Source organism: Oleiphilus sp. HI0080 (assembly GCF_001635135.1).
Window position 1 is genome coordinate 1 of sequence record NZ_LWFU01000878.1, and the last position, 8,068, is coordinate 8,068.

Genomic DNA, 8,068 nt, shown 5'->3' on the forward strand with positions numbered 1-8,068 from the left:
AAACAACAACTTAAACACTATATCAACCACTTAAAGTCGCTCTCAGTCTCGCTAAGAAAACACCATCAGAATGTTTACAAAAAGATCGCCTACTTAAAAGCTCCCGCGCATCAACTAAACGAAATACCATTATTTTTTGAACTCCATGAAAACAACGGCACAGTTGATATCTCGTTACTTAAATGCAAAACGGTACTTCAACGAGTCGGAATTCCAGAACAACTTCAAGAGAACTTAGCTAGGCACTGGTTCGACTCAGGGCCCCGAGATTATGACGTCCCAGCCGAATGGATTGCCGCGGCGACAGGACACATTGGCGCGGGTCAACGCGCTTGGAGCACCTCCGCTACATTTTCACCCAGCAATGAACAATTTCTGAAGAGATGGGATTCAGGGCTAACCAGATGGTTGGAAGAGCTTGGTTTTGTTAACCTCCCAGGTATGCAAGTAGAAGGTCGATTTCAATTAATCAGCATCAAAGTTGCTGATTGCACGGTCTTTAACCCAAAGACTCCTATAACCCCCAAATACAATGTAAAAGCGATCGTAAAAGAAGCTATCCAGGCAGCATTGTCGCAATCTACTTCTGGCGACATTTATCATGATAAGGCGGCACAAGAACTAGCTATCGAAGTGATCCACGACAAATGTTTAGACTCCGCACTACAACTTGAGAAAGCACATAACCTCTTTTTGCGGTTACTTGAGTTCAAAACAAAAACAAACCGCTCTAAGTTGTCATTTAGTTATTTTGCAAGCGGCGAACCCACAGCAAGCCTCTTTCAGCGCAACGATTTGATACATCTTCGCCTTGCTAAAAACCTTAGATCTAAACTGCCTAAGTTGGTAGAGAACAATTATTCAAATGCATCAGAAGAGGCCAGATTCGCGTACACGATTTTAAGCTTAATCTTCCTAGACGGCGTCACCTCTAAAAATACGCTCTCTATCCTGCTTAAAAATCTCAAAGAGCACACTTTCACGCACGGGAATACATACTGGCTCGAATGGCAAGAAGATCATCTACTCAAGAGGCGGATTCTAAGTTTTGAATCCACACTACTCATATCCACGTTAAATCTTTCTAGAAAACTTTCATTGGCAAGACTCAACAAGGCTATTGCTAACGCCCTGTTCAACTCAACGCTGACAGAGGAGCTCTCAGGCTTCACAAAAAAAGATTTAACTTTAGAGCGAATGCTTGAGCTCGCTAATGTATGGACTCGCTTTCACCTACCAGGAAATCTTTGCGCTTACGCCAACGGAGAACTGAAGTGTGCATCCACACCCGCCTCGAACTTCATTGGTTTGGTTTCTGGCTACCCACATGTCGCTTCAGATACACAGTGTGATGGCGAATCAAAACTAGTTACCGTAGCGCATCCAAAAGAGGCTAACGAGGCAAAGTCCATCGATTTGCTAAAAAGCGAGTTAAGTAAAGTTACAGGTCTCGTCAAAGAACTACTTACAGCAAGTGCGAAAAGCACCGATGACGGAAAGGCAAGTCCTGCGAGAGAAGTTCTGCACTATCGAGTTGGACTAATTGTTGATAGGTGGATACAAGAAAAGTATCCGTCGAAACTTATTGCAATAGGGCTTTACGCACAGACGCTCTTACTTGAGAAAAACAAAAACGGTTACTATGCGTCGAAGACCATAGACGATTATGTGCGATCAGTTGGTATCCCTCTGATAGAAACTCAGGCCGATTTAGATTTTCTAACCGCGGATGGTGACGATTTAGAAGATCTCTATTTGGACATACTTGACTACGATCAAACGTTCAAGGGTCGCACTCGGCGCGCAAAGAGAATCGTTTACCTGCATAATTTCTGCCTAAGAAATTTTGGTCTACCTGTCATCGATTTTGGGGGATTAGACCCTGCCTTTTTCGCTGCTAGTAAATCCAGCGTACATGCTCGAGTATTAACGTATACGTCCTATCAAAAAGCGCTGGAACTTCTCAAATCGGCGAACCCAGGCGACCCTCAAATTATGACACTCTCACTTGCTCTGATCTTGATGTTCCGCTTTAAACTTCGACTTAGCGAAGCTATCTCACGAACAACTGACGATCTCGCATTCAACGCATCTACCGTTACTTTATTGGTACGCACCAATAAACTTGGAAAGTTAAAAACTCCTGCCGGTCGCAGACAAGTATTGAACTGGTATTTAGACGAGTATGAACTTTCAGTAGTCAATAATAGGCTTAATTTCTTAAATGCGCGGTTCAATGAGAAAGAGTGCGCACTTTTCGCAAGCACAGACGACCCTTGGCGCCTTGTATCTCGTTCATCATTATCAAAAAAGCTCTTAGAACTGCTTAAATCTGTTTCAGGTGATCAAACTTTTCGCGGACATCATGCGAGACACACCAACGCATCGACAATAACGAACGACTTAACTTGCACGAATAATCCCAAAGGAATTCAAGGGTGGATTGATACTCACTGTTCAGACTTCAGTTTGAACACTCTCGGCGCTGAATTTCCGTCTCGCCGCGCAGCATACTCGCTAGCATCTCAAATGGGACATCGCTCGCCTTTAACAACGTTCGAATCCTATAGCCATTGCCATGAATTTGCTCTTTATGACCAATTCAAAGGTCATAGAGAGAAGCCTTTAAAACATGCCTCAGTTGCACGGATTGTCAAACAGTCACAAACATCTATACGGCAAGATGCTCATAGGCAAGAAAGTCGAGAAGCATTCGAATCAACGGTGCTACGAAAGCGGATATGCTCTAAAAACTTTACAAACGTAGACTTCGAAATTCTTGACCTGAATAAGATCGATCAGATTGCGGAAATAACACACATACTTAGTTTGTCCGAGCTAGAAAGCTTTTTGCTCAAAGCCGAGAGCGGCGCGAACGCTATAGAACTGGCAAGTTTTTATCCTGTCGAAGTCGACACAGCCGAGACCATTATCAATTTACACAAAGACTTCCAAGAAACGCTCAGAACAGACTTTTCAAGTACTGCGAAGTCAGTGAGGTTTTCGACCTCGGGAAAATTCACATTGAAGCAACAACTCAAGATCATTATCGAGAGATACTCTCAACAAAAGGAGTTCATTCTAAATGCGAACATCTGGTTTGAGAACTTTCACTCCCCTCTATCTGGACTAACCATCATCAATGAAAAAGACTGCCTAGCATTTATAGCGTGGCTAAACACATTCCCAGAATCGATCTCTGTTCAAATCCACACCAAGCAAAGCTATGAAAAAGAAACCTCAGCATGGATTATCAACAACGCAATAAACGCTCGAGTTATTGCCAACAGTGAGCACTACCAGAGCCAAATTACACAAAAAGGAAGACGAATCATAGCGCCACAAATTTTTATCGATATTGATAATGTCGACTCTCAAAAGAGAGTGAATATGATGCCGGCGTTTCACCATGCCATGTACCTAGCTCTGTTACGTTCTAAAGCCTATGGTTTGTGACAAATTCTAAGGGCCTAATTGTTACCAGCGGACCAATCTAGCACCGCGTCAGCAAGGTTACGAGTATCAAGTAAAGAGTTTCTTAGTTGCTGTGCATCCTGCGGGAAAAAGAATTCAAGTATTTGCAGCCGCGGCTTTAAGCCTAGAGAGGATCGCCCACTTCTTACTGAAGGTAAAGATGTCGGCTTCAAATCTAAATAGCGTGCGAGCTGGTCATCCGTCTGGAACTCGCCATGTTCTTTGAATAATATTAGAAGCTCTGCATCATCTTTATATCGAGCCCCGTCAAGACCTTGAACTCGTCGTTGAGTTAAAGCTCTATTGGTACGTCTAATCAAACTACCAAGAAACTCTGGGGAAAGTTTTTCTACCCAATTGCATGCAGTCAAAAAACCTATCCTATCTAAAACCTTCAATTTTTGCAGGAGTCCAAGGTGACGATCACCAGAACGGACCTTAGAGATGGTTGTTTTACAAACTCCCAAGAATTTCGAAAGCTCCGCATCATTTTTCAGACCAAAGCCTTCGATAACCACATCGAGCAGTTCGGAGTCATCCATAATTAAATTCAGTAAACGTAGAAAGTATATAATTGCATATTCTAGTGAAGCTGCTCGACGCTGTACAATTTATACAGTGCAAGGTTTATTCAGGCTAAGTAGCTTTCTTCATAAGCAAGGTGCTCTTTGAGTCTCGGAATAAGCAGCTTCATCACATCTTTCTCGCCCTCATGCTTATCAAGGTACATTAACAGCCAGGCGCGAAGATACTGATAGTTGTTCTTAAGCGTAAAATCGTCACTGTATCGGCAAAGCTCGCCACCCTCCTCTTTAATACCTAAATACACAAGTAGACTCTCGACCATAGTTTTTAGCTCGTCGTCACCTGCCTCTAAAGGCATAACAACTGAGGGAAATTTTCCATTGATAATATTTGTTATTTTCATGAGTTTTTGTCCTGATGTTCTTGAACCAATTTTTCGAAGGCGCTGCCGTCTCGGCGCGTTAGATTTGGTACAAAGCGCGAGTAAACTTTGAAGAGCATCTCTGTGTTGGCATGCCCCATTTGAGACGCTATCCATTCTGGTGACTCACCCGCGGCCAACCATAAAGTTGCCGCCGTATGTCTGCTCTGATACGGACGTCGACGATCTAGCCCCAGCCTCTCTAAAAGTGGATACCAGATCCGTTTCGTGACGTTGTTATGCTCAAGCGGCTCACCATTAAGATTACAAAACACGTACTGCGACAGATGCCCAGTTGCTTTCTTTTGATCCAACAACGCGTTATAAACCGNCCCACTCAAATCGATAGTCCTCTGGGAATAATCTGTCTTAGTGTATTCTTCTTCCCCATCCACAACTGTCTCTCGAACCNGCAACTGCCTTCTTTCAAAGTCGACATATTTCCACTTCAAACCGTCAATTTCGCCCGTTCGTAGCCCAGTAAAAAATCGTACTGTGTAATAATTTTTGTAATCTTTTCTGACTTTATTAATGATCGTACTCACCTCTGTCAGCGTGAAAGGTTGAACGTCGCTTTTACGGATCTTGAGCGGTTTAATACGTACATAAGCGTTCGGAATTTGATAGCGATCAGACGCTTCCTCAAACACACGTTTGAGCGGATCAAGGACTTTGTTTATCCGATTGTTGGAAAGAGTTTTATTCTTCCCGCGCCCTGGCTGCGTCGCTAAGAATGAGCGGAACTTCAGAATGTCGGCTCGCGCAATCTCCGCAAGCCCCCTCTTTCCAAAATAAGGCAAGTAGTAGCGCTTCTGCATACTCTCAATGTTTTTAACGTGACTGTTACGCCATAGCACTTTGTTTTCTTGCAGCCACTCGGCAAAGAACTCTTCAAACGAGACATTGCAGTAATGGTTCGACGACGCGACACTAACCGCTGGCTGCGCAGGTTCAATCGATACAGCGTGGGTTTTACCGGTGACGACTTCAGGCTTACCAAAATGATCACCGTACTCAAACTCGCCAGATGCGATCTGCTCTTCGACGGCTTCTAGTTTAGATTCAACTTTAGCTCGATTTTTTGGCGTATCGCTCAGCCCTGTCGCTTCTCGGTAGCGCTTTCCTTCAAAGCGAAAATCAATATAAAGCTGTTTCTTAGCGCCGCGGGTTCGAATGCTTCCCATAAAGAATCCCCTTAGCTCGCCAGAGGCATTCCGATCGTATCGGAGCAGCCAAGCATCAAGTCCTTTTCAATATGTTCCCAGATAAACAAAATTTTGCGGCGACCAAATGGACGCAAATAATGCCGTCCTTCAATCAAGCAACTATCCATTAGTTGGTTTCTGATCGTTCGCGGCTCATATTTGATTCGCGAAGCCAGTTCGTCGGTGGTAAGGTAAGTAAGATTCATTTTGACCTCCAAAAGACCCTGATAACTTTAAGAGATCAAAAATGACCTCCTGAAGATCATTATGCATGCAAATAGATCTTTTGCAAGCTATTTTGATCTATAGACGATTAAAGTGAGCTTAAAATGATTAAATGCCACCTATCCCGACTGATGGGAGAGCGGAAACTGAAAATCGCAGATGTCGCGAAAGACACCGGTATAAACCGAGGGACCATTACAAGGCTTTACCATGAAACAGCGGTTCGAGTTGAATTCGAAGTAGTAGAAAAGCTCTGCCGGTATTTAGGCTGCGAGCTTCAAGACCTGCTGGAACTTCGTGATGAAGAATAACGTTCAGACTGCCTATTCGATCGCGCTTATATTTCAAAGGCTGTTACATCGACTTGCCTGATAAGGGGACAAAATAGCCATATGACGACAAAAACTCTAATTAGCTGGTTAGGCAACAATGACCTAAAAGCAGCGGGCGTTCTGCCTCAAGACATGGATGACGAGTCTGTCGGACCTATAGCCGAGGCACTAGAAAACATCCCCTTTGACGAGCTGCACTTACTTTGCGACCAACCCGAGGCTTCAATCAATGGTTATGTTAGCTGGCTGAGCAAAAGGTTCGATATTAGGGTTCAAGTGCATCCATGTTCGCTTCGCTCACCAGTTGATTTTGGAGATATTTATCTCGCGCTAAATTCGTGTCTGACGCAATTAACGCAATCTAAAAACTCTCAAGAACTATCCATTCATTTGTCTCCGGGTACCCCATCAATGACGGCAGTATCGATACTGCTAGGCAAAACCAAGTACAACACTAAGTTTGTGCAATCTTTTCGTAAATCAGGTGCACAGTTTATCGAGATCCCATTTGAGCTATCCGCAGAATATATCCCTGCGGCCAAGTCTCTCGATGGCAAGCAGATCAGTCAGCTCGCTGAGGCGAGTGCTCCGATTGATGCGGCTTTCGACAATATAGTGACTCGTAACCCTCATATGAAAAAGCTCAAAGCTCAGGCGCAAATTCTGGCAGAGCGAGATGTTCCGGTACTAATATACGGCGAGACAGGTACAGGGAAAGAGCTGTTCGCGCGCGCCATTCACAATGCTAGTAGCCGATCAGACAAACCATTTATTCCTTTAAATTGCGGTGCAATCCCGGCAGAGCTCGTCGATTCGGTTTTGTTTGGTCATAAAAAAGGAGCATTTACAGGCGCCACATCAGATAGACCGGGCGTGTTTGAACAAGCGAATGGCGGCACCTTATTTCTCGACGAATTCGGGGAGCTTGAGCCCCATGTGCAAGTACGCTTGTTACGAGTGCTACAAGAACGCTGCTTTGTTCCTGTTGGCGGCACTAATGAGCAGCGTGTGGATGTCAGGCTAATCACAGCGACGCACCGAAACTTGATGGAGGCCGTTGCCGAAGGCTCCTTCAGAGAGGATCTCTTCTATCGCGTTGCAGTCGGAGTGCTGCATTTACCTGCTCTTCGAGAGCGAGAGGGCGATCTTACGCTTTTGTCAGATCAGCTTATGCGTACAATGAGCAAAAGCGACCCAACCTTAGAGAATAAAATTATTTCTCCTGAGGCAAAAAATATTATTAATAGACATTCGTGGCGGGGAAATGTTCGCGAGCTTCAATCGACTATCCTAAGGGCTGCGTTGTGGTGCCAGGGAAACACAATTACGGCTGAAGATATCCGACAGGCTTTGTTTAAAATGCCAGAGAAAGAGTTAAATGTGCTGGGGCGAGATGTTTCCCAAGGAATTGATATACAAGAGATTATGGGCGATGTAGCTGTAGAGTATATCCGCCAAGCGCTTGAGGTTAGTAGTCAAAACAAGACTCGAGCAGCACAGCTGCTGGGATTAAAAAACTACCAAACCCTAAACAATTGGATGGAAAAATACGGAATTTCCTAAGAACAAAAATAAACTTGGCACGGCCTTCGCTTTAAGGTCGTCATGGATAGAATAAATTTTATGGAATCAGTCAACTTTGAATTCTTGCGACCAGAGAACGAGCTATTGGCAAACCTCGGCGGTTTAGCCGAAGCGGTCCTGCATATCGATCCGGGCAGTGCGTTAACGCGCCTACGCAGCTTCGCAGAAGAACTCACCAAAGCGGTCTACAAAGAAGAAGTTTTGCCGCGCATGCCACAATCCAGTTTCTACGAACTGGTTAAGAACCCCGTGTTTGAAGACTGCGTCAGCAAATCCCTGATTTATCAAATTAACTTCTTACG

Annotated in this window: 8 protein-coding genes; 4 read left to right on the top strand and 4 right to left on the bottom strand. The window is 44.4% G+C overall.

The features are described from left to right. Positions 1 to 3,456 (top strand): tyrosine-type recombinase/integrase (locus tag A3751_RS17525; RefSeq protein ID WP_156492585.1); only part of this gene is annotated, 3,456 nt, incomplete at its 5' end. A gap of 14 nt (positions 3,457 to 3,470) precedes the next feature. Here the strand turns inward: A3751_RS17525 and A3751_RS17530 are convergent. The 4 genes from A3751_RS17530 to A3751_RS17545 all read right to left on the bottom strand — a co-directional run bounded on the left by A3751_RS17530 (position 3,471) and on the right by A3751_RS17545 (position 5,831). Beyond that, positions 3,471 to 4,016, bottom strand: a complete 546-nt coding sequence (locus A3751_RS17530; protein ID WP_068458299.1) for a hypothetical protein — start codon at positions 4,014 to 4,016, stop codon at positions 3,471 to 3,473. A gap of 89 nt (positions 4,017 to 4,105) precedes the next feature. Further along, the gene (locus A3751_RS17535; protein WP_068458301.1) at positions 4,106 to 4,402 is read right to left on the bottom strand and encodes a hypothetical protein; all 297 of its coding nucleotides are present in this window, start codon (positions 4,400 to 4,402) and stop codon (positions 4,106 to 4,108) included. Continuing rightward, positions 4,399 to 5,604, bottom strand: a complete 1,206-nt coding sequence (locus A3751_RS17540) for a site-specific integrase (protein WP_068458303.1) — start codon at positions 5,602 to 5,604, stop codon at positions 4,399 to 4,401. Before A3751_RS17540 ends, A3751_RS17535 begins: the two co-directional genes overlap by 4 nt. A gap of 11 nt (positions 5,605 to 5,615) precedes the next feature. After that, complete coding sequence (locus tag A3751_RS17545) at positions 5,616 to 5,831, bottom strand: hypothetical protein (RefSeq protein WP_068458305.1); 216 nt, start codon at positions 5,829 to 5,831, stop codon at positions 5,616 to 5,618. Between the two features lie 123 nt (positions 5,832 to 5,954). Between A3751_RS17545 and A3751_RS17550 the strand changes: the two genes are divergently transcribed. The 3 genes from A3751_RS17550 to A3751_RS17560 form a co-directional block, all read left to right on the top strand. Continuing rightward, positions 5,955 to 6,161, top strand: a complete 207-nt coding sequence (locus A3751_RS17550) for a helix-turn-helix transcriptional regulator (RefSeq protein WP_068458308.1) — start codon at positions 5,955 to 5,957, stop codon at positions 6,159 to 6,161. An 81-nt stretch (positions 6,162 to 6,242) separates the two neighbouring features. Beyond that, entirely contained in the window at positions 6,243 to 7,745 is a 1,503-nt protein-coding gene (locus A3751_RS17555) for a sigma-54-dependent Fis family transcriptional regulator (RefSeq protein ID WP_068458310.1), read from the top strand. A 60-nt stretch (positions 7,746 to 7,805) separates the two neighbouring features. Then, a partial coding sequence (locus A3751_RS17560) for a hypothetical protein (protein WP_156492586.1) occupies positions 7,806 to 8,068 on the top strand: 263 nt, incomplete at its 3' end.